The 22677-nt window shown below is 43.6% G+C and carries 15 protein-coding genes; 11 read left to right on the forward strand and 4 right to left on the reverse strand.

Going from position 1 to position 22677, the window contains the following annotated elements:
* Nucleotides 1-246: 246 nt before the first annotated feature.
* Together B5D48_RS04935 and B5D48_RS04940 are read right to left on the reverse strand one after the other, a co-directional pair.
* Nucleotides 247-1614: a DUF4270 domain-containing protein gene (locus tag B5D48_RS04935; RefSeq protein WP_023940640.1), complete on the reverse strand. Its 1368-nt coding sequence runs from the start codon at nt 1612-1614 to the stop codon at nt 247-249.
* Complete coding sequence (locus B5D48_RS04940; RefSeq protein WP_042120452.1) at nt 1614-2423, reverse strand: glycogen/starch synthase; 810 nt, start codon at nt 2421-2423, stop codon at nt 1614-1616. Before B5D48_RS04940 ends, B5D48_RS04935 begins: the two co-directional genes overlap by 1 nt.
* Nucleotides 2424-2700: 277 nt before the next feature.
* Between B5D48_RS04940 and B5D48_RS04945 the strand changes: the two genes are divergently transcribed.
* The 10 genes from B5D48_RS04945 to B5D48_RS04995 all read left to right on the forward strand — a co-directional run bounded on the left by B5D48_RS04945 (nt 2701) and on the right by B5D48_RS04995 (nt 18264).
* Nucleotides 2701-3963: a peptidase U32 family protein gene (locus tag B5D48_RS04945; RefSeq protein ID WP_023940636.1), complete on the forward strand. Its 1263-nt coding sequence runs from the start codon at nt 2701-2703 to the stop codon at nt 3961-3963.
* 64 nt (nt 3964-4027) lie between these two features.
* A complete protein-coding gene (locus tag B5D48_RS04950; RefSeq protein WP_023938124.1) occupies nt 4028-4456 on the forward strand; it encodes an acyl-CoA thioesterase in 429 nt (142 codons plus the stop codon).
* A gap of 403 nt (nt 4457-4859) precedes the next feature.
* Nucleotides 4860-5117: a peptidase associated/transthyretin-like domain-containing protein gene (locus B5D48_RS09240; RefSeq protein ID WP_023940632.1), complete on the forward strand. Its 258-nt coding sequence runs from the start codon at nt 4860-4862 to the stop codon at nt 5115-5117.
* A gap of 1307 nt (nt 5118-6424) precedes the next feature.
* Nucleotides 6425-7714 (forward strand): DUF3575 domain-containing protein, encoded by a 1290-nt coding sequence (locus B5D48_RS04960; RefSeq protein WP_023938138.1) that lies wholly within the window; start codon nt 6425-6427, stop codon nt 7712-7714.
* 11 nt (nt 7715-7725) lie between these two features.
* A complete protein-coding gene (locus B5D48_RS04965) occupies nt 7726-8817 on the forward strand; it encodes a DUF6562 domain-containing protein (RefSeq protein WP_023938139.1) in 1092 nt (363 codons plus the stop codon).
* 16 nt (nt 8818-8833) lie between these two features.
* A complete protein-coding gene (locus B5D48_RS04970; RefSeq protein ID WP_036889918.1) occupies nt 8834-9871 on the forward strand; it encodes a DUF6562 domain-containing protein in 1038 nt (345 codons plus the stop codon).
* Nucleotides 9872-9952: 81 nt separating this feature from the next.
* Complete coding sequence (locus tag B5D48_RS04975) at nt 9953-11950, forward strand: DUF6562 domain-containing protein (RefSeq protein ID WP_036888091.1); 1998 nt, start codon at nt 9953-9955, stop codon at nt 11948-11950.
* Nucleotides 11951-12006: 56 nt separating this feature from the next.
* On the forward strand, nt 12007-13959 hold the full coding sequence (locus B5D48_RS04980) for a DUF6562 domain-containing protein (RefSeq protein ID WP_023938145.1): 1953 nt from the start codon (nt 12007-12009) through the stop codon (nt 13957-13959).
* Between the two features lie 412 nt (nt 13960-14371).
* Nucleotides 14372-16954, forward strand: a complete 2583-nt coding sequence (locus B5D48_RS04990; RefSeq protein WP_023938147.1) for a TonB-dependent receptor — start codon at nt 14372-14374, stop codon at nt 16952-16954.
* A 359-nt stretch (nt 16955-17313) separates the two neighbouring features.
* On the forward strand, nt 17314-18264 hold the full coding sequence (locus B5D48_RS04995; protein ID WP_023938148.1) for an NAD(P)H-dependent flavin oxidoreductase: 951 nt from the start codon (nt 17314-17316) through the stop codon (nt 18262-18264).
* Nucleotides 18265-18506: 242 nt separating this feature from the next.
* Here the strand turns inward: B5D48_RS04995 and B5D48_RS05000 are convergent, their stop codons facing one another.
* Both B5D48_RS05000 and B5D48_RS05005 read right to left on the reverse strand, forming a co-directional pair.
* A complete protein-coding gene (locus tag B5D48_RS05000; protein ID WP_036889922.1) occupies nt 18507-18884 on the reverse strand; it encodes a hypothetical protein in 378 nt (125 codons plus the stop codon).
* Between the two features lie 68 nt (nt 18885-18952).
* Complete coding sequence (locus tag B5D48_RS05005; RefSeq protein WP_023938151.1) at nt 18953-20314, reverse strand: PhoH family protein; 1362 nt, start codon at nt 20312-20314, stop codon at nt 18953-18955.
* A gap of 270 nt (nt 20315-20584) precedes the next feature.
* Between B5D48_RS05005 and B5D48_RS05010 the strand changes: the two genes are divergently transcribed.
* Entirely contained in the window at nt 20585-21511 is a 927-nt protein-coding gene (locus B5D48_RS05010) for a hydrogen peroxide-inducible genes activator (protein WP_023938152.1), read from the forward strand.
* Nucleotides 21512-22677 lie beyond the last annotated feature (1166 nt).

Raw genomic sequence — 22677 nt, forward strand, 5'->3', positions numbered from 1 at the left:
AGATAAAGGATTTGATATTGAAAGAGAAGGAAGCAAACTTTAGATACAAGGCACAAACTCAAGTATCAATGACGATCCCATCAGAGCCACACTGTGCAACAACTTCATTTTTCGTTTGCGTAAAAAGCTATCCACCAATCCCATGCAAAAAGAGAGGAAAGACAAACCAGATATTCTATCTTAAAAATGCAGTGCAGCAAAAGCTCTTTGCTTCCGCCCCCTTATTCTTCTACAAATATTTCCTGATCAGTTGTAAGATGTTGTCAGGATACCAATCTTTCTTTCCTTACCGATGAGCAGCTTGGCGGCACTGGGGAATATGAAATTGTCCAGAGCTGTCGTTTCCTGATTGCGCTTGCCTGCTGTCTGTCGTCTGGTTGGGAGCAAAACAAAAGTGAGGTCTTTGTCTATCACTACCTGACCATCCACCTCTTTGGCATGCCGCTCCAAATGCTCACTCAGCAATCTGGCAATATTGCCGAACTGATAAGTTCGTGACACAATGCTATAGTCAGTGGAGAGATAGGCTGTCCGGGGTTGCTTTTGCTCTGTTTGATTGTTCGGAAAGAACGAAGCCACAGAGTCTTTAGGCAAAAGCAACAAGTAGGTAGGAGGATTAAGCAGAGTATTTTCAGAAGGGCGCTCCACATCCAAGCCGAATGCAGCCCTGTTCACGATACGCTTCTTGCCCTTGTCCAACAACACCTTTTGCAGGTCTTCCTTAGCAAGGGTGACTTCTGTTACCACTCCTGCCGGAGCCTTTACATAGGAGTATTCTCCCTGTCCATCGGCAATAAGCTGATCCGTGCCTTCGTAGGCGAAATGATTGACAAGTATTTGGCGTTTGGTATTAGAGAATGTCTCCACCTCAGTATCCCAACCAATAGAGTCTTTACCACTCTTATCCTTAAATGTTCTCTGGTAGGTGTAGTAGATATCCACATGGTTGTTATAGACACTCAATACCGAACCCGTGCCAGTGGTGGTAGTGACATACAACCCTCCCAATACTTCTCTGTAGAAACTCTCATCCGTATCAAACACATGGGGATTGGAGAGACTCAAATCGTAGAACTTCTGCCCCAACTGTTTCGGTAGAGGGATCTGCACTTGGTGCTGTCCCTTGGCATTTGCTGCTCGATAGGTTTTTGTTCCGAGCAAGTTACGCTCGTCTATCAAATGACTGAGATCAGAAGAATAGTGTCCCTCTGGCAGGGGCTTTTTTATCTCATAGACCGCAGCCTTGAGCCAGGCCAAAGAATCTCCTGCCCAAGAGCTGTAGGAGACAACCATCTTGATCGAATCTATCTTGTTGTCTTTGGGAGTGTGCGAAAACTTGAACCCCCTGGCACCCTGCAGCTGTGCGATAAAGTCGGCTTTCATGTGCCCATATTGAGGATCCTGCAAATCGCCCAGCAAAGTGTAGGTGGAGCGACTAAATATGGGGTCTGACAATACGGTACGTGTCTGTATTCGCACGGAATCGAGCCGTGCCGTCACCAGATCGGTCGATGGCCTTATGGAGTCTCCCACCTCGGAGAGAGAGTCGTTGCAGCTCGTTGTCAATAGACCTATGAGGGCCGTGCAGAGCATGGCCATTGCAAACTTTTTCATCAGTTGTGTGTCAGTACTTGATTGTAGAATAGGTTGTAAGCCTCTGTATCAATTTCCTGCTGGTAGCCCAATACGGGTTTGTCTGTCTGAGACAACAGAGTTTCCACCTCGGGGCTCAATTCGGCCGAGCCACGCACCAAACCATCGGCATAGGCAATGGCGAGCCTATCCAGAGCGACACTGTCTGTCTGCCCTTCCATCGGAGCAAGCAGCTCATCCGCGAGTTTGTCGAAGCGGAGCTTTTCAAACAACTCCGCAGGCATCTCTACCGGGCTGGGGTCATTGTACAGAGAGTACACGATCTTGGCCTTGGCAAAGCAAGGATCATCATGATAGACTTGTTTGAGGTAGATAAGGGCCAAAGCAGTGAATGCCCCATGGCAATGGATAACATCGGGGATCCAAAGTAATTTCTTGATAGTTTCGAATGCCCCTCTCACAAAAAAGATACTTCTCTCATCGTTATCCTTATGCTGTTTGCCATCAACGGCAAACTTGCTCTTACGCTTGAAGAAATCATCGTTGTCGATAAAATACACCTGCATTCGCGCCTGAGGAATACTGGCCACCTTGATTATTAGTGGGTGGTCTGTATCGTTTATAATCAAATTAAGACCAGATAGGCGAATCACTTCGTGCAACTGGTTTCTCCTCTCATTGACCAATCCGTAGCGAGGCATAAATATGCGCACCTCCTGCCCGGCTTCCTGAATCAACTGTGGTAAATAGCGCGAAACATGGGCCATTTCGCTCTCGCGCATATACGGCTCTATCTCTTGCGATATGTAGAGTATCTTCTTGTTATCCATAATGGTATCTACATTTGTGTTTTCTACAAAGGTACGAAAAAGCATATAACCGTCCCTGCCACAGGACAAATGGCTTTTTTCTTGCTGCTCTTAACATCGGTCAAATGTTTTGCTCCCTCCCCTCATCGAAACTATTTCGAGACTACAACCTAGCCTCTTCCCTGCATGGACAACACGAGGAAAGAAGCAGAAGAAAAACCCTCTTGGTATTCAGAAACAGACGGTAAGGGTTTCATACAGAAAGCTTATATGGTCGGCTCTCTGTATCTTTGCAGCAATGACAAAGAACAAAAACTATGAAGTAATGGCGCCTGCCGGATCCTATGAATCCCTGATGGCAGCCATCAAAGCCGGTGCCAACTCCGTCTACTTCGGAGTAAAAGGGCTCAATATGCGCTCCGGATCGGCCTACAGCTTTACAGTGGAAGATTTGGGTAAGATCGCACAGATCTGCCGAGAGCATGCCGTAGCCTGTTACCTGACAGTCAATACTGTGATCTATGACAATGATATGCCCCTAATGCACAGCATTATCGATGCAGCAAAAGAAGCTCAAATCTCCGCTATTATTGCATCGGATGTGGCAGCAATGCAGTATGCCCGCAGTATAGGCGTGGAGGTACACCTCTCCACACAACTCAATGTTAGCAATGTAGAGGCCTTGCGTTTTTATGCCCAATATGCCGATGTCGTAGTGTTGGCCAGAGAATTAAATCTGGAGCAGGTAAAGTACATCCACGAAGCCATCCTCCGGGAGCCGATCTGTGGGCCCTCAGGCCAACCTATCCGCATCGAGATGTTCGCCCATGGAGCTCTCTGTATGGCCGTATCGGGCAAATGCTACTTAAGTCTGCATGAAACCAATCGCTCGGCCAACCGTGGCAGTTGTTCGCAAATATGCCGCCGATCCTATACTGTGCGGGACAACAGTAGTGACATCGAGTTGGAGGTAGAAAATCCCAACATCATGTCTCCCAAAGACCTCAAGACTATCCACTTCATCAACAAAATGATAGATGCCGGTGTGCAGGTATTCAAACTGGAGGGCCGAGCCAGAGGCCCCGAATATGTCTACACTGTGGTCAAAGCCTACCGGGAGGCTATTGATGCTGTAGTCAATGGGACTTATTCAGAAGATAAGATCGCAGTCTGGGACGAACAGCTGGCCACGGTATTCAACCGTGGTTTTTGGGATGGCTACTATCTGGGACGTCGCCTGGGAGAATGGACTCATCAGTATGGCTCATCGGCTACGAGGGTAAAAGTCGGCCTGGGTAAAGTGGTCAAATACTACTCCCGGCTGGGTGTAGCTGAAATACTCATGGAAAGTGGCGAACTCTCCGTAGGTGAAGAGATATTGATCAGCGGCCCTACGACCGGGGCTTTGATGCAAAAAGTGGAGGAGATACGCTACGAATTACAAAGCGTAGACAAAGCTCTCAAAGGCTGGCACATCTCTATCCCGGTAAAAGAGAAAGTGCGGCCGGGCGACCGGCTGTACAAAATGGTCGTAAAAGAGGAATCGGGAACAAAGTACTGATCCCCTTTGCAGAATCAAAGCAGCTCTGTATAGCTGCCAACAGATAATTTATTCATCAATAAAAATGAAAAAGAAAAAGTACATCTACAGCGTGCCAATGAAGGTGCGAGACTACGAATGCGACATCCAGGGAGTGGTAAACAACGCCAACTATCAACACTACATGGAACACGCTCGTCACGAATTTTGGGAAGCATTAGGATCTGGCTTTGCCGAAATGCATGACCAAGGGTTGGATGCTTTTGTGCGCAGTGTAAATATCACCTACAAAACAGCACTCAGACCGGGAGACAAATTCGATTCTTGCCTGAATTGTCGCAAAGACGGAGCCAAGCTGGTTTTCGATCAGGGTATTGTGCGTGAAGATGGTACCGTTTGCGCCGTAGGGGTTGTAGAAGCCGTAGCTGTACTTAATGGACAGATCACCCGAGGAGAACACTTTGATGCTCTGATGGATATTATCCACAATCAATTCCCCGAGGATGCAGAATAAGAGACCGTACAACTGTCTCGATAGAGGGTACACTCAAGTAAAATACTTAGAGTGTACCCTCTCTCTTTATCAGAACCCACACAAGGCTTCCGCCATTGCATAGGCAATGTAAAACATCATTGGCAGGTATCATACACATAGCTTTGCTCAAGTTGGTAAGTATACCATCCTCTCAAGAGAAGAATTCCACTTGCTTTTAATACATCGCTAAATGTATTCGGCAGTGAAAAGAGACAAACTGCATATATTCCTCCTGATACTGTGCTTTGCGACACAGCTTCATGCTCAAAAAAAAAAATTAACCGTAGCAGTGTTTGACACACAGGGAAATAGGTTGTCATATCCAGAGATCATAATTGGTACTGGTTTTCATAAGATAGGAACAGAAAATGGGACTTTAGAGATGCCTCTCAAAACTCTCAAGTTGAAGGACTTACTGACGGTAAAATATCTCGGATACAAGACTACACAAATCCCATTAGATAGCGTTCTTCTGTCCAATGACCTGATCAATGTAAATCTGGAAGAAGACTCATATTTACTTGATTCTGTAGTGGTTCGACCAAGTGGTTTCTCCGCTGAGAAATATTTTCGGCAGAAAAAAAGAACCTACTTCTTCCCTATTATCGCAAATATTTCTTTCACTCGGAATTTGTCTTAAAGAACAATAGCGAAACGGATCGCTCTTATACCGGTCATGTATTGGGAACATCGTGTCGTACCACAATGGACATAGATAGCACAGCCTTAGCGATCTCGGGACAACTAATTTCTTCGTCCTACCATAGTGTCTCTTATCTGTTGGATACTGAGTTTGGCATTTACGAGCGAATCCCTAAAAACTACACCTGCCTTGTGACAAGAGCAGGGATATCCCTCTCCTGTACACCCAACATAAACCCAATCATCCAAAACAAGCACACGAAATCTCTAACCAGTTTTGTGAGGCTCTTTCGCTGTGTATTATTTTGTTTACTTATACAGTCTTTCTGTTATTATCCAACAGTGTTTTTTCGACCCAAATCGAGGGTTTTCCATTGGGCTTTTTGCTCGCTTTTTTGACGCTATGAGGAGTCAGTTTTTCCTAACACGGGAGAAAACAAAAATTCTCTCCTGAGGAAAAAATTATTCTCTCCTGTGTTAGCAAAATTTTTCACAGGAGAGAATTTGACCCCTCCAGAACTCCCTATTCATCGGTGTTCTGGAGGGTGAATAAAAGCCCATAAAAGGGAGGTGTATTTACTTGTCTCTACAGCCTCTTTTTCTTCCGTTTTTCTGGTTTTTACTGAGAGGAAAATTTTACAAAACATATCGGTTTGTCATCCGAAAACAAGCCTTCTTCCTAGGCTGCTGCATGGCCAATTTCTTGGGCCTTGTTCTCGACCTCCCAGACTTCGACCAAGGCAATTTGATAGCTGTGGCTGTCATCCTACTAAAAATATTTAGCCAGAACTCTATCCCTCTCTCCTTCTTCAGACAGCCTTTGAAATTCTACTCGATGACTTCGATTCGCAACTAAATCTTTTTTTACATCCGGATTTACATCTTTTGTATTCCATATCCAAAGAGATGAAATAAAAAATTAGTCTCAAATAAAACAGAGGAACGAGAAAAAATAAACACAAATGGAATATTCTTTCTACCTTTGCGCGCAAGGATTTAAGCACATCCTTAAATATATCCAACATATAAGTGTACTCGAAAAACTAACGAAAATGAAAACAGCTTGCTCAAAACCTCCGACAATAAGGAGGGTGTTTTTCTTTTTGTCTCTTTAAATCAAACGATGAATTTATTGGGGACGCTTGTTTCTTTAGGTATTTTTCGTCTTCCCTCTTTTCCAATTTACAACACTGCGTCCACATCATTTTGAATAAAAATGTGATGCCTTAGGTGTCACTATACATTTGGTTTTCCATTTCTCCATGGCACCTCTTTTACAAAAAGGGTTGCCCAATAAGTTTGTATATGAAAAGAAAACTAACATTACTACTACTCTCACTCAATGCTCTACTGGCAGGAGCTACTATCCACGGAGAATTTAGTTTATCTGAAAGCGACTCTATCTTATCCAAAGCGCGCGAACAGTATCCAAAATACGTTGCTTTCCTGCCCAGCAATAAGCTGGATTCTATTTTGGAGTACAAGGGGACAGATGTTACGCCCATTACTTTTCAGGTAAACAAAGTAGATCTGGAAGAAAATGAGCAGCTTAAAAACATCGTGTCGGTTATCAACAAGTTGCGGAAAGATGAACACTTCGGGATAGGATATATCTGGATTGCAGGTAGTGCATCTCCGGAAGGCCCAATAGATGGTAATAAACGGTTGGGAAAAAGTCGTGCAGAAGCACTTGCGGACTACCTGAAAAGGGAGACTCATTTGGAGGATGTCGATATACGAATAGAAAACATCTGGGAGGATTGGGCCTCTCTTTCTCTTCTCTTGTCGAAGCAGGATTTTCCCAATAAGGAGAAAGTGATCCAAATCATCGCAAATGAGGAAAAGTGGGACCAAAGAAAACTCAAGATCAAACGGATTGATAAAAGGAAAACTTGGAACCTACTTCTACATGAGATGTTTCCAAAATTACGCAATGCTCGTATGGTTATTGTGTGCTCTGTCAAGGAATCTCCAGTTCTCTCCGATACGTCCGTTAGTCTCTCTTCGGAAGAAATTGCCGTTGAAGCACCACCAATCTCCTCTCCTGATATTGAACTACCAACAATAACAACGATGGCCGAGGATCGCTTCTTTGCCCTAAAGACAAATGGTCTCTATTTGGGAGCCTTAATCGCCAACATAGGCTTTGAAGTAGAACTATGGCGTAAATGGAGCTTGGATGTCCCGGTTTGGTACTCACCCTACGACTACACTCCCACCCGCAAGATACGTCTTTTGGCCACTCAACCCGAACTGCGTTTCTGGCCGAAGAAAGCAGGGAAAGGACACTTTTTCGGTCTACACACACATATTGTGGGCTTCAATGTTGCGATCAACGATAACGGACGCTATCAAGATCCCAACCACGCACTGTGGGGCGCAGGATTCAGTTATGGATATACATTCCACTTGGACAAATCCCAAAAATGGAGTCTTGAATTCAATCTTGGAGCAGGCTTCGCCGAATACGACTATGATGTATATCGCAACTGGGCTAATGGCCCCAAATTCAATTCCGGTAGTGATTTTTATTGGGGCATAACAAGAGCCGGAATTTCTATTGCTTACAAGTTCTACAAGCCAAGAACAAAATAAGACAGCGCATTATGTACAAAGCACATCATAAAGTTATTGTCCTCTTATGGGTCTTTTTAGGCTTACTGGCCTCTTGTGACCGCACTATACACGAGTACCCTCATCCTAAAAAGTCACAAGTCATTATAGAACCACACATAGATCGCAATCCTCCTCTGTATTACAAAGAAGTGGTTTATAACGAAAAGTGGCAACGTTCCGAGAAAAACCTCGAGTCTCATCCCTCTTCTCCCTATACCCTCGCTGATGGATACTCTCTGCGACTTATCATTGATATTTACAGATGTAATCCCATGAGAATAACTCCCTCAATGCGACAAGAACAGTTAGTAGATCGCAGAGTGATAGAGCTCGACAAAGACGCTATGCCTCCTCAGGACACTCTACACACCTACCTGAACGATGGGAACTACTGCATTTTGGCTTGGGCGGATTATGTACGCAAGGGAGATTTGACAGACATCTATTATTCAACCAATACCCTCCTAAACATCCACTCCAACATCCACAATTATCCACCTGATAGACATCTGAAGAGTGCCGCAGCCGGACGGCAGAGCTTTAATCTTAATATGAATTTGGGGCCCGAAGGCTATCCTATATTACCCAACTCCGGGGTACAGACCTCTCGTATTGTTCCGGTAATGTTGTCTCGGCCAATGGCTCGCTACAAGATTGTGGCTTCGGACTATAACACCTTTGTAAAAGAAGGTGGTAAGCTGCAGGGAGCCACAGTGAAGGTTCTCTATAAACAATATGTAAGTGTTGGATACGATGTGTCGATAAGAGAGCCCAACGAGTTTCTAAGCACTTATAGATTTGAAACTCCTGTATTGAACGAAAGTACTGGTCAAGAGGGAGAGACAGTCCTTGTGGGAGACTATCTCTTTACGAGCTTCGACAAAGAAGACAACATTATCGCAGACCTATGCTTTTTTGATGCTAATGGTAAAGAAATTAGTCGATGCTCCAATGTTGAGATTCCGTTGAAGCGTAATCAAGAGACAATCGTAAAAGGGCCTTTTTTAACAAAAAAGATTGACAATGGTGGCCAAGTAGCGATTGATGAAAATTTTGAGGGCGAACACATAGTAGAGATATAATCTTCATCCACTAACTATGAAACAAAGAATAATAACTGGCATAGCTCTTTTGAGCCTTCTATTCCTGGGTTCTTGTGAGTCCAAGCAAGATATAATGGAAGAGTTAGACAAGAATACACAAATCGTGGATGTAAATCTCTCAGTCAAGGCTCCAGAAGAAGAACTGCAACAAATGCGTTCGGCATTGTTGGGAGATTCAAGCAATAGTTCATTGGGAGGAATCATCAATGTCGATCTCAAAACTCAATATGACCTTCGCTACCAGATCGCTATTTATAAAATCAATACTGATGGTAGCGTCACACAGGTAATAGCACCCATCCTGAAAGTGGAGGATACTGCAAAGACTGTAAATTTCAACTTACGTCTAACACTCAACCATAGCTACAAAGCTGTGCTTTGGGTAGACTTTGTGCCACAAGGGAAAGAAGCTGACTATCACTATAATACACAGCATTTTCCCAATATATCTTTTTCTCAACCCAATAATAGGGAAATCCTCAATGATGAAAGCCGGGATGCTTACTACGCTGTACAAGAGTTTACGGTGGGTACTAAAGGGATAGTTGAACAAATAGTGTTGAAACGTCCCTTTGCTAAGCTGCGTATTGTAACAACCGATTGGAATTCTTCCACTCCGAATGTAGACAGAGTGGCTATCACCTATCATGGTTGCAAACGATTTACCGGTATCAATCTTCTTACGGAGGAAGGAGAAAGCATAGATCTTCCCGAAAATGCAGGAGAAACCTACAAAGGGTCTCTTAGCAAGACACAAAAAGAATATGCACAAGGATACGATCTCAGTGCCAACAACCGCACTTTAGCAATAGAGTACTTGATGATTCCTAATCAAGGACAAATCCCGATTCGTCTCACCTTTGAAAGCTTTGAAGGTGACACCTCCATTGCTAAACATATCCTGACAGGAAATATCCCTATCCAACGAAATTGGCTGACAACAATCACGGGAAATCTCCTCTCTAAAAACAAAAGAAAAGCCCTATATGAATACTCTCTCCAAGAAGTTTTCCCCAATGCTCTACAAGAGTAAGTAGAAATGCACATACGTACATGTCCTATATCTTACTATCTCCGAACAGCTTATTATTAACTCACACATAATTATATCAAGATGAAGAAAAAAGTAATCTATTTCATGTCGTTGTTACTTGCTCTGACCGCTTGCCAGTCAGAAGATATCCTTACAGTGGATAAGCAAGTACCTGATGGTAGTAGAGAGGCTAACGTAAACTTTACTCTCACTCTACCTGAAGATGTAGAACTCCAAGCCTCTCGCGCAGCCCTCTATGGAGAAAAAAGCAGCAGTGCTGCCGGAGGGCTTACAAACGTTAATCTTGCTACTGAGCATGACCTTCGCTATCAGTTGGCTATCTATCGTATAGACCCCTCCGGTAATATGATCGAGGCTGTTGCTCCCATTAAAAAAGTAGTAGATACCTACCAGCCCGTATCTTTTTCGTTACGCTTAACACCAAATCGTACTTACAAAGCAGTGGTATGGGCAGACTTCGTAGCACAAGGTACTGATACAGACCTGCATTACAACACATCCGATTTTAAGAACATTACTTATGCGGATGCAACAAAGACAGATATCCTGAATCAAGAAAGTCGTGATGCCTATTTTATAAGTCAGGAATTCACACTCAATACCGGTGAAATAACAGAAAACTTAGTGCTCAAACGTCCCTTTGCGAAAGTGCGTGTCGTAACGACTGACTGGGGGCTCTACGATTTGGAAAAGGCCGATCACTTCAAAGTCACCTACTACGGATGCAAGCGATTTACGGGTATGAATGCCATAACAGGAACTACCGTTTCAGAAGACCTTCCAACACCTGGTGCTGTATCTTATACGGGACATATCAATAAAGACACCAAAGAGTATGCCCTCAACTACGACCTTAGTGAGCACAACAGGACACTCACTGTAGACTACCTTATGACCGACCTTTCGGAGCAAACTCCCATCCATATGACTTTCGAAGCTTTGGACGGAGATAAACCCATTTCCAAACACGATCTTAAGACAAACATACCCATCCAGCGCAACTGGCTGACAACGATAATGGGTAATGTCCTAACAGCAGATGCTTCCTTCACAATCACCATTGATGAGAATTTTGTAAACAACTGGAATGTCTCGGAAAGATGGTGGAATCCCGCAACACTAAACCCAACAGCTCCTTCTTATGATGATGCAACCAAAACCTATACAATTCAGACTCGTGATGAATTTGCCTGGTTGCCCGACAATGTAGCTGCGATCAATGGCAAAACAGTTGTTTTGGCCAATGACATTGATATGAGTGGTGTAGAATGGAAACCTATTCATAATGCCAGCTTTAATTTCGATGGACAAGGGCACAAACTCAGGAACTTCTCTCTTAATGGCAAACACAGTACCCTATATGAATATAGTGCCCTTGGAGGTTTCATATCGTATAAAGTGATGGCATATACTGGCGTTTTCGGCATATTCAACGGACACATAAGCAACGTTACTTTTGAGAATATCACTATCAACGGTCGTGCCGATGATGCTGTGCACACCGATGAGCATGGCAATCCTATAAAGCATGACAACGAACCTGCCTATTTTGCTGGCTGTATCGCCTACACGGGTCGTGTGTGGGGTACTAACGACTCTTTCGTCAATGTACATGCCAAGCACGTAGACATCAAAGCTTCTATGTCCAAGGGATACACGCAAAACATCGGTGGTCTTTTCGGTTGGATTGGTCGAGGAAAGGTAGTTGTAGAGAACTGTTCCGTACAGGATATATACCTCGTTGCTAAAGGGAGCTTCTTTGATGGTGAAGTTGGTGGATTGATCGGAGAAATTCAAGGTGGTTATGATGTACAGGTACGCAACTGTACGTCAGACAAAGTAACCATCCGCAAAATAGGAGCCTCTCGCAGCAGAAATGCTTTCATTGGTAAAATAAAGTATGGAAGTGGAATCGTATTGGACAAAAACCCCGTTCCAACCAACTTTCAGTATATCAATCATAAAACAGGACTTCCTGCATTAGACTATACTCCTCAAAACGTCTACTATGGAACTGTCGAGCAAGACGAAAATAAAATTGTAATCAACAATCCTTGATTTAGCCACACAACCATATCGAGAGTTATATTCAGTACTATAAATCAAAGACAATAATGAAAAGATTAGCAATATATCTAAGCAGCTTATCTCTTCTCTTCACTGCTTGTCAGACCGAAAATATTGAGATGAATAATCAAGCTGTAAACGGTTCGCAGGAGAGTAATGTAACCTTTACGCTCAGTCTTCCTACCACTGGTGAGATCAGCAACACACGCTCTGCCCTTTATGGCGATAAGAGCAACAGTGCTGCTGGGGGTATTACCAATGTAGATATGAGCAAATACGACCTCCGTTATCAGCTTGCTATCTACCGTGTAGATGGATCCGACACTCCTATCGCCGTGGCTCCCATCAAGAAGGTAGTAGATAAATATGAACCTGTGACTTACTCGCTGCGTCTTACTCCAAACCGTACCTACAAGGCCGTTGTTTGGGCGGATTTTGTGGAGCAAGGCTCGGAAGAAGACTTACACTACAACACCACGGACTTTACAGCTATCACTTACACTCAACCCACAAAAGTGGCTGTCTTGAATGATGAAAGTCGTGATGCCTATTTCGTTACTCAAAAGTTCGAAGTAGAAAACTCCGGTGTGAATCAGTCACTTGTCTTGAAACGTCCCTTTGCCAAGTTGCGTGCTATAACGACAGACTGGGCTCTGCACAATCTGGAGAAGGCCGATAACTTCAAGATAACCTACTACGGCTGTAAGCGATTCAAGAACATCAATGCCGTGACAGGTGTATCGGAAAGTGATGAACTCCCGGCAACAGAGACAATGTTCTACACAGGCTCTATCAATAAGGATCAGAAAGAATATGCTCTCAACTACGATCTGAGTACCAACAACCGTACTCTTGTTGTGGATTATCTAATGACCGATTTGAGCAATCAAACTCCTATCCACCTGAAATTTGAAGCCTTTGATGGCACAACCCCTATCGCTGCACATGACTTCAAGACTAATGTTCCTATCCAACGCAATTGGCTGACTACCATCACAGGTAACCTCTTAACCCATAACGCTACCTTCAATATCTCTATTGACGAACACTTCGCCAACGAATGGAATGTAGCAGAAGAATGGTGGGAAACAAACACTATCATTCCTGTTGCCCCTTCTTATGACGATGCCACAAAAACCTATACGATCAAGACTCGTGCAGAGTTTGCGTGGCTTCCGGGTCATGAAGCTGAACTTGCCGGTAAGACAGTTGTACTCGACAATGACATTGACATGAGCGGAGTAGATTGGGTTCCTATTGTGGATGCTGGGAGTTATACTTTCGACGGGAAAGGATACACGATTAAGAATGTTTCGATCAACAGCAAATATGTGGATGACAACTACAAACCCAATGTAAAGGCATATACCGGCATCTGGGCAAAGTTCACAGGTACAATGAAAAATGTGACTTTTGAAAATATCACCATAAATGGTCGTGCCGACGATGCTATACACAACAACGCATCAGGGCCGGTAGATCACAGTGATGAACATGCGTATTTTGCAGGGTGTGTAGGCTATGCTGGAGCTAACTATAGTGTCATGGCAGAGTTTGACAATGTACATGTTAAACACATTGTGGTGAGAGCTTCCAAAGGCAAAACGGTGCAGAACATAGGAGGTTTATTAGGTTGGTTGGGCACAGGTACTCATACCATCCAAAACTGTTCGGTAACAGATGCTTATTTCGTAAGCGGTGACATCAAGGGAGAAGTTGGTGGGCTCATTGGCGAAATATTGGGCGGTCGTGGCATCACAATTAAGAACTGTAAGACCGACTACATAACCATAAGAATGGGAACAACAGACTTCCAGGATCGTTCCGGTTTTGTAGGAAAAATCAAACATGGATCAGGGACTAAGTTTGAAGGCTGTACAGCTCCTACAGTGGTAACCTACATAAATGAATTAGGCGAACTCATAAGCAATTATGCTCCGGTTCACCCTCTTTATGGCAGCTGCGAAGACCAGGCAGACCAAATCACGGTAACCCCTTAATTCTCGAATTCTTAGTCAAAGCAGAAAGAGCTGTCCCTATGAAAAGGGGCAGCTCTTTCTGTATACCCCACCCAAGCAAACTATCGTTTTGAGGTTGCGCAAATAAAGTTCTTACAGTATTACATCCATATTTCTCCGAGAGAAACGACTCCCTACAAACAATGGTTACAAAAAGGTCAAAATCCCCATATATAGGCATTATTAGGGGGCTTTTGTATTGAATTACAACTCTTTATTTACTTTCGTGCGAATCCGATCGGCCAACTCATCTGTCTTTGTGCAGAACAAAAGAGAGGCAGATGTGTTTTACTGCATTAGCCAAAACTGTGAATAGAACTTATGAAAGATTCTTAATGAAGAATCCGAAGGTTCCCAATTATCTAAGAAAACCTAATATTAAAACCACAATAGTATGAACAAATTACCCTCTTATCTATTCGGAGTTCTTTTTCTTGGCTCCGTCTCCTTATTTACAACAACCCTCGTTCAAGCTACAGAGCCGGCAGTAGGAATGTTTACGGACACTGCCCCTACAAAGCCCGTGAAAGTATCTGTCACCGGGACTGTTTTGGACAAGAAGACCCATCAACCGCTACCCTACGTACAAGTTGTCGTAGACGGAACAACTCTCGGTACGACATCCGATGCGGCCGGCAATTTCTCCATAAAGGATATTCCGCTCGGGAGTTTTCGCCTGATTGCTCGTCAGGTGGGTTATGCCTCTTCGACTTATCAAATAAGTAGTCAGGAAGGAAGCAGCCAGCACATAGATATCTATATGCAAGAGGAAGCCATCGAACTGGATGGTGTAGTCGTAACCTCAAGTCGCAGCCAAACACTGAGGCGAGTAGCTCCATCTCTGGTTACTGTGCTATCACCGGAAATGTTTTCCAAGACTTCGTCTTCCACACTCAGTCAGGGTTTGCGCTTCCAACCCGGCTTGCGCATAGAGGATAACTGCCAAAACTGTGGCTTCAACCAAGTACGTATCAATGGACTCGAAGGAGCTTATTCGCAGATCCTTATAGATGGTCGACCTATATTCAGTGCCTTGGCTGGCGTTTATGGGTTAGAACAAATACCTGCCAATATGATCGAGCGAGTTGAGGTCGTGCGTGGAGGTGGATCAGCTCTCTACGGTTCCGGAGCCGTAGGGGGTGTCATAAACATCATCACTAGAGAGCCTGCTCGCAATAGCGGAGAAGTATCGCATCAGTCTATTTTATTGACTGGAAAAAACAAAAGTTCGGTGCAGAACGTAACCTCATTCAATGCTTCGGTTGTCACGGAAGACAGACGTGCCGCCCTCATGGTATTCGGTCAGCACAACTATCGCCCGGGGCACGACTACGATGGCGATGACTTTACCGAATTGCCAAACCTAAGAAACCGCTCGCTCGGATTGCGCTCCTACCTCAAAACCGGATTGTATGGCAAACTTTCTCTCGAATATCACAGTATGCAAGAATATCGCCGTGGTGGAGACAGATTGGATATGCCTCCTTTTCAAGCTCGTATAGCCGAATATTTGCAGCACTATATCAACGGTGGAGGCTTACGCTTCGATCAAGGTTTTGCAGAAGGACGGACTCAACTCTCTCTCTATGCTTCGGCTCAACACATCCAACGACGCTCCTACTATGGTGGAGGAGATACAACCGATGCATTGATAGACCTCATTATAGATCCTTCCAGCGATGATGAGGGACGTAAATCAGCAGCCAATGATGCCAAAACAGCACTCAACAGCTATGGTACCACACAAGATTTGACTGCCCAGAGTGGAGCAATGCTCGTGCATCGGTTCGGAGAAAGCGACTGGTACCTGACTTCCGGATTGGAAAACTCGATCAACCAACTTGATGACAAAAGTGTATACAGGCCGGAGCCTATCGACCAGAAAAGCATTGTATGGGGGCAATACGACCAAGTAGAATTTCGCACTGATAAATTCTCTGCGTTGGCCGGTGGACGCTTTGACCTGACCTATCTCTACGAAAAAGGGAAACGAAAAATCGATCCGCTGTTTATCTTCAGCCCCAGAGCGAACTTGCGGTACAACCCGATTTCGGATATGGCAATGCGTCTCTCGTATAGCGAAGGATTCAGAGCTCCACAATTCTTCGATGAAGAAATGCACGTAGAGCTATTAGGTGGGCAGCCGATCAGTCGTGTCTTGAGCAAAGACCTGAAAGAAGAACGCTCCCGATCAATCAGCGGTTCGATAGACTACTACGGACATTTTGGTTCTTGGCAATACAATGTGATGATAGAAGGCTTTGCCACGTTCATCTCAAATAAATTCGAGGCCGGACCAACTGATACCGATGCCAACATAGTAGAAGTACGAAACCAAACCGAAGGAGTTTCTAAGGTATTCGGAGCAAATTTAGAAGCAAGATTGGCCTACAGCCGGTTGTTCGACTTGCAATTGGGATTAACCCTGCAACGCAGTCGCTATGGTATGGATCATGTGGTTTTTGAAGCCGACTCTGAAACAGGTCAGCAAGAAGTCAAGACGAGGAATTTCGACAAAACACCCAACATTTATGGCTACATGGTAGCTACTCTGCGACCCTCTCACCATAGCTTTGTGAACCTCTCTGCTACCTACACCGGTCCTATGGATGTAAAAAGGGAAGCCTACGAAGGCGTAACGGCAAAGGAAGGCAAGGCTATAATTGACAACAAACCGGTAGGAGATGTCGCACCCGATGGTTCTTTTGACTTTATCCATGAAGGACAACGTTATCGTGGTTTGGCTCAAGGATTTGGTAAACTGCAGCGTGCCAAAGCTTTCTTCGACCTGGATATACAGGCCGGATATGTATTCGATCTGACTTCTTCTACCGAAATGGAACTAAGCATAGGTGTTCAGAACATTCTCAACAGTTACCAAGAAGACAGTGATATGGGGCCGGGTCGGGCATCCACCTATGTTTATGGACCCATGCAACCGCGCCGAGCTACATTAGGCTTAAAACTGAGTTTCTGATAATCGTTTGAATCCATAAACAACAAATCTTTTTCTCAATCTGACAAAGTCGTTTTAACTCTCCAAAAGGGGTGAGTTGAGACGGCTTTGTTCTGCAATATTCTCAAATGGAATCCCCTCGTATAGATTCTAAAATGACAAGTTTTAGTTGCCGTTTTGTTGACTTTGCAGAGTGCAGTAATCTCAAAAGCATTGAGATGAGGATGCAGAGAGTATACTTGTCGTTATGATCAGGCCTGAATATCGAAAATAACACAGCAAGTGCCATGTTATGCAACAGTCTCAAATGACTTGTTACCTTTGACAACCGACTGTATAAGGTTGTAGCCAAGAAGAAAATACTCAAGAATAATCCGAATATGAATAGACTTTGTAGACTTCTCAACATTGAATTGCCAGTAATTGCTGGTGGTATGGTATGGTGCAGTGGCTGGCGACTGGCTTCGGCTGTAAGTAATAATGGAGGGCTGGGCTTGATAGGAGCCGGCTCCATGCACCCCGATACGCTTCGCTACCACATAGAACAATGTGCACAAGCAACAAACAAGACTTGGGGAGTGAATATCCCTCTGATGTATCCTCAATTGGATGAAATCATGGATATCGTTATCTCCTCCAAGGTACCTGTGGTAGTAACTTCGGCAGGAAGTCCCAAATTGTGGACAGACAAATTACACAAGGCAGGAAGCAAGGTATTGCATGTAGTAAGCTCGGCCAAATTTGCCAAAAAGAGTGAAGAAGCTGGTGTAGACGCTGTGATCGCCGAAGGATTTGAAGCCGGAGGACACAACGGACGAGAAGAAACAACTACACTCTGTCTCATTCCACAAGTAGTAAATGCTGTGAACATCCCCGTAGTAGCTGCCGGAGGTATTGCTTTGGGACGAAGCATAGCGGCTGTAATGGCTTTGGGTGCCGATGGCGTACAGATAGGGACACGCTTTGCTCTAAGCGAAGAAAGTTCGGCTTCGGAAGCCTTCAAAGAATACTGTCGCAACAGCGGAGAAGGAACAACCATGCTCACCCTGAAAAAAGTCTCCCCTACTCGCCTCTTGGATAATGAATTCAGTCGCTCTGTAATTGCAGAAGAAGCCAATGGAGCTAGCAAGGAACAACTCCAGGAAATGATGGGGAAAGGGCGCGCAAAAATGGGAATTTTTGAAGGACAAATCAATGAAGGTATGTTGGAAATAGGTCAGGTAGTGTCGCACATCAACAAATCGGAAACAGTGGCAGATATCATGCAAGATCTACAACTCACCTATGAGGCAGTTGTCAAGAGATTGTCCCCTCGCTTGAGACCCATGTAAGTACTCCACACACAAGAAGAGATCGCTGCACGACTCTCTCTCAGAACCTTTCTGCCGGATCTTGCAATAGTCCCGAGAAAGGTCTACAATGCCAAAAATAAGAGACTGCATACAGCAAACCTTTTTCAGATTTGCTGTATGCAGTCTCTGTTATTTACCTATTATTCAGGATCCGAACCTATACGAGAGAGCTACCCAAAAACTGAATAGAAAGTCGCTATCCTGTTTCAGATTATATCCAATCAATTCTTAATCTCCTTTTCTGCTTTCATGAGTTTTTTCTGGTACTCCTGTGCTTTTTTGGCTGCTTGGAGGTTTTTTCTGGCAATGACAAGATTCTTATCCGCAATCTTGCGATCTTTCATAGCCTTCTTGTAGACTTTACGTGCTTCCTTCATAGCTGCCTCATGCTCTTTGTATTTAGAACGAGCAGCTTTCTCTACCTTCTCCAGTTTGTCCAATTCTTCTTGCAACTGCTTCACAATATTTTCTCTCTGCTGCACTTCATTGCCTTTCTGCTCCAATATGGCACGATTATCCACTGGTGGATTTTGTGCCGATGCAACACTAACCGTGAAGCAAGCTGCTACTATTAGGACTGTGCTGATAAATCTTCTCATAAGTAATTAAAATCAATTTGTAGGTGAATACTAACAACAGGTTTTTTATCCATTTTCTCTCTAAAAGATCAGAGCAAATCGGAGGCCAATTCGCTCAACTCACTGCGCTCACCCTTGACAAGATTGACATGAGCAAACAGTTTCTGCCCCTTCATTTTGTCTATCATATAGGCCAAACCATTACTCTGCATATCCAGGTAGGGTGAATCTATCTGGTGTACATCTCCGGTGAAAATCATCTTAGTACCTTCCCCAGCTCTGGTAATAATTGTTTTAACTTCCTGAGGTGTGAGATTTTGTGCTTCGTCTATGATACAAATCGTTTTGGCCAAACTCCTACCTCGTATAAAAGCCAAAGCCTCTATTACCAACCTGTTTTCCTTTTGCATATCCTCTATTTTGCGCAATTCGGAAGCCTTGTTGGAGAGTTGAAATTTGATCACATTCAGATTGTCGAACAATGGTTGCATATAAGGCGCAACCTTGGCCTTCTCGTCTCCGGGTAAAAAACCCAAATCTTTATTTGCCAGAGAAACGATAGGACGTGCCAAAAGTACTTGCTCGTACTCATCGGCCTGATCAAGGGCAGCAGCCAGAGCCAAAAGTGTTTTACCCGTACCAGCCTTACCCGACAGGCCTACCAGCTTAATATCCGGATCTTTGAGTATCTCCAAAGCAAAAGCCTGTTCGGCATTACGTGGTTGTACTCCCATCACCGGGTGCTTCTCTATTTGTTCTATACAATCAGTAAAAGGATTGTATCGAGCCAATACGCTATTACGTTCGCTCTTCATCAAAAAACAGTGATTGGGCTCCAACTTTTCTCCCATTTCCCAATTCTGCACAGGGATTCCCCTTGGCGTAGCATAAATCCTATCAATCAATTCGCCGGATACTCCCTCATAGACCACTTCTTTCAATGCAAAATGATCTACATTCTCCACCTTGTCGCTTATATAGTCTTCAGCCACTATACCCAAGGATTTGGCCTTCATGCGCAGATTAACATCCTTGGTAACCAAAATAGTGGGCACTTCCGGATGCTCCTCAGCTATTGAAAAAGTAATGGATAAAATACGGTGATCAGGGATGTTCTCACGAAAAGCCTGAGTTACTCTCTCATCCTTTTGTCCCCGGACATATACAAAAAGACGGCCACGTCCCTCACCCAACGACACTCCGGAAGCAAACAAATCCTGATCGCTCAACTCATCGAGCTTGCGTACAAACTGACGAGCATTGAAATTGATCTGCTCAGATCCTCGTTTGAACTTATCCAACTCCTCAAGCACAACAATAGGGATATAGATATCATTCTCCTCGAACTTGTCTATTGAGTCGTAATCATGCAATATCACATTAGTATCGAGTACGAAGATCTTCTTGCTCCCATTTCTTTTCGGACTCTTGTTAATTCTTCTGGCTGCCATTTTGGTATAAAATTACTTTTCCATTAGCGGAAACATCAATGAGTCGGTAATCAAAAAAAATTCCAACTCTCATGAAATTCCCTCCGTGCTAAGTTATGACTATTGAACTAAATAAACAAGCTGGGAATATAAGAGAATAAGTATGTTTAACATCCACTCCTTTTTATTTATTAACTTTGAGGTTGTGTGAGTTAGAGCGTGAGAACAAAATTTCACCGACCAAACTCTGTAAGTTCCTCAACAGCTAAAACGAATAGAAATAAAAATACAATGACACTCCAACAACTCGAATACATACTTGCACTGGAGAGAAACAGACATTTTGCCAAGGCTGCAATTGACTGCGATGTGACACAACCAACCCTGAGTGCTATGATACAGAAATTGGAGAGTGAACTTGAAGTCAAACTTTTCGACCGCAACAGAGGAGGTATACAACCCACTCCGATAGGCAAAAAAGTCATAGCTCAGGCTTCTATTGTGCTAAGAGAAGCTTCAAAAATAACTGACCTAATAGCAGAAGAACAAGATAGTCTACACGGAAATCTACGGATTTCCATATTACCTACAATTGCACCTTTCCTGCTACCCAGATTAGGTCAATCACTCTTCAAAGCACTTCCCAAAGTAAGTTTTGAGATCTCGGAAAGAAAAACTTCCCAATGCTTGAGTGGACTCATGGACAACGAAATAGATGTAGCAATCATAGCCAGCAAAGCCAAAACCGAGGGATTGGACGATACACTCCTGTATTACGAGGAATTTTTCGGTTATGTATCAGAGCAAGAACCTCTATACAACTCACCAACCATACGCAGCACCGAGGTCGATGGCAGTAGACTCTGGCTACTGGATGAAGGACATTGTTTCCGAGATCAACTGGTACGCTTCTGTCAGCTTAAAAGTTTTATCAATAAATCTCGAAACTATACCAATGGCAGCCTCTCTACATTCATGCACATGGTAGAGAGTGGTGCTGGTATGACCTTTATCCCAGAATTGGCACTGGATAGGCTCTCCCCCGAACAAAGCAAACTGGTACGCCCCTTTACCATCCCAAAACCGACCAGAGAGATACGACTCTGCTATCGTGAAGATTTTGTACGCAAACGAATATTAGGAGAAATAGAGCGGATGCTTCGCGCATCGGTTCCAAAGTCGATGCACGAATTAAAGACCGGACAACAACTCGTCTGAATAAAATGGGAATCCTTCCCAGAGAGACCTCACTACACAGTCCCCTAAAAGATCACTGAAATGATCTTTTATTGAGATGTGCGGAATGCCGCATCACACAATGGTCTCTAAAAACTAAATCAGAGAACTACCAAAAAGACATCAAGTCTGCGGGAGATAATTAGAATCACCGCAGCTATCCCTTATGGTCTTTTTCTTTCTATTCTTTATGTATATATAGGAAGGATTTTAATTGGTCTAATCAATAATAAGAATGTCTGTGCAAAGTGTTTATAACTCTATTTGTTTCCCTTTTTATACGTGAATAATCTACTGAATAAAGTGGGATTATTAAATGAATATAGACAGAGTTGTAGACAGGTTTCCAACAAGTATATATCCTTTATTGATCGGAGAAGTCATTAGTTTTTGACAAGCCCAGATCTTCGTTTTACTTTCAGGCTCGATATGTATCTATATTCTCCCTTGTCTATAAATTGAGCAAAACAAAATAATAAGTTTTTGACCTTCTGTATTGCATATTTCATTTGTTTTTGATGGTATATGAATCTCTGAAAACACCAAAAAACTTAGCGTGTTTTTTTCGACCATTTAAGCACAACTTATTCACAACTTATCCACATGTCTATTTTTCTTATCGGATGTCGGATTACAGCTCTCCGCTTTTCGAGAGCGATTTTCCGGGCATCACTGAGATTGACGTGTACTGAAAAAAGATGACAGTAGGTGTGCTTGGGTTTATTAGCTGTTTACACACTCTTTTCTTACTTCTGTTTTAGGTTTACACCTATCGACTCAGATTCTTCAAAAGGATTACACTGGCAATTTAGCCTTTGCTCGGAGTTCATCATTCACTGAAATCAAGTATAATATTTGAAGAATTCGTATTTGAGCTGTGTTGTAGCGAGTTTTAACGAGGTCTCCTGTATATGAAAGTGAGTATCTTTCTGCCCAAAATGAAAGTTCGGATCACAAATAGAGGTCAGACGATGCTGTCAAATACAAGCCTGAAGATTTGGCTTACCATAAATATTCTGAGCTTTCATGAAGAGTCAAGGCCGAGGTGTGTGCAATATGTACTACCCTACCTGATGATATTATAAAGCAGTATTTGTAGAACGATAGAAACAATAGAAGATTTTGGCATGATTCCATTTACAGGACCG

This window comes from Porphyromonas crevioricanis, from assembly GCF_900167225.1.
GTDB lineage: Bacteria > Bacteroidota > Bacteroidia > Bacteroidales > Porphyromonadaceae > Porphyromonas > Porphyromonas crevioricanis.

Bases quoted from the DNA above. Each gene is read 5' to 3' on its own strand.
- B5D48_RS04950 (WP_023938124.1), top strand. From the start codon at position 4,028: ATGAAAAAGAAAAAGTACATCTACAGCGTGCCAATGAAGGTGCGAGAC.
- B5D48_RS05010 (WP_023938152.1), top strand. From the start codon at position 20,585: ATGACACTCCAACAACTCGAATACATACTTGCACTGGAGAGAAACAGA.
- B5D48_RS04940 (WP_042120452.1), bottom strand. From the start codon at position 2,423: ATGGATAACAAGAAGATACTCTACATATCGCAAGAGATAGAGCCGTAT.
- B5D48_RS04975 (WP_036888091.1), top strand. From the start codon at position 9,953: ATGAAGAAAAAAGTAATCTATTTCATGTCGTTGTTACTTGCTCTGACC.
- B5D48_RS04965 (WP_023938139.1), top strand. From the start codon at position 7,726: ATGTACAAAGCACATCATAAAGTTATTGTCCTCTTATGGGTCTTTTTA.
- B5D48_RS05005 (WP_023938151.1), bottom strand. From the start codon at position 20,314: ATGGCAGCCAGAAGAATTAACAAGAGTCCGAAAAGAAATGGGAGCAAG.
- B5D48_RS04960 (WP_023938138.1), top strand. From the start codon at position 6,425: ATGAAAAGAAAACTAACATTACTACTACTCTCACTCAATGCTCTACTG.
- B5D48_RS04945 (WP_023940636.1), top strand. From the start codon at position 2,701: ATGACAAAGAACAAAAACTATGAAGTAATGGCGCCTGCCGGATCCTAT.
- B5D48_RS04935 (WP_023940640.1), bottom strand. From the start codon at position 1,614: ATGAAAAAGTTTGCAATGGCCATGCTCTGCACGGCCCTCATAGGTCTA.
- B5D48_RS04995 (WP_023938148.1), top strand. From the start codon at position 17,314: ATGAATAGACTTTGTAGACTTCTCAACATTGAATTGCCAGTAATTGCT.
- B5D48_RS09240 (WP_023940632.1), top strand. From the start codon at position 4,860: ATGCCTCTCAAAACTCTCAAGTTGAAGGACTTACTGACGGTAAAATAT.
- B5D48_RS04990 (WP_023938147.1), top strand. From the start codon at position 14,372: ATGAACAAATTACCCTCTTATCTATTCGGAGTTCTTTTTCTTGGCTCC.
- B5D48_RS04980 (WP_023938145.1), top strand. From the start codon at position 12,007: ATGAAAAGATTAGCAATATATCTAAGCAGCTTATCTCTTCTCTTCACT.
- B5D48_RS04970 (WP_036889918.1), top strand. From the start codon at position 8,834: ATGAAACAAAGAATAATAACTGGCATAGCTCTTTTGAGCCTTCTATTC.
- B5D48_RS05000 (WP_036889922.1), bottom strand. From the start codon at position 18,884: ATGAGAAGATTTATCAGCACAGTCCTAATAGTAGCAGCTTGCTTCACG.